1 protein-coding gene is annotated in these 553 nt (G+C 60.2%); it reads right to left on the reverse strand.

From position 1 onward, the window contains the following. Positions 1–553, reverse strand: a 553-nt coding sequence (locus tag AC1DRJ_RS31930; RefSeq protein ID WP_477805604.1) for an aldolase/citrate lyase family protein, incomplete at both ends; no start/stop codon positions are given.

Below are 553 nucleotides of genomic sequence, written 5' to 3' on the forward strand. Positions count from 1 at the left end.
GGATGTAGCGCCTGGCAAGTTTTTCGTCAGCGCTCAGAATGCCGGGCGCTTTCCCCGCATCGCGGATCCGTACGATCGTGTCTTCAATGACTGCTTGAACTTCGGGGTGGCCCGGGTTGCCGCGATGGCCCATCGCAGCGCTGAGGTCGGCAGGGCCGATAAACACCCCGTCAACGCCTTCGACGTTGACGATGGCATCCAGATTCTCCAGGCCTTTCAGGCTTTCAATCTGCACCAGCAGGCATATTTGCTCGTCAGCCTTGTCCAGGTAGCCGGGCACGCTGTTCCAGCGCGACGCCCGCGCCAACGCGCTGCCTACACCGCGCACGCCACTGGGCGGATAGTGCACGGCACGCACCAGCTCTCGCGCTTGTTCGGCGCTTTCGACCATCGGCACCAGTAAGGTCTGGGTACCGATGTCCAAAATCTGTTTGATCAACGTTGTGTCGCCAGCGACAGGGCGAATCACTGGATGACTGGTGTAGGGCGCTATCGCCTGCAATTGGCCAAGCATGCTGCGTATATCATTGGGTGCATGCTCGCCGTCGATCAA

This window comes from Pseudomonas sp. P5_B2, from assembly GCF_056400445.1.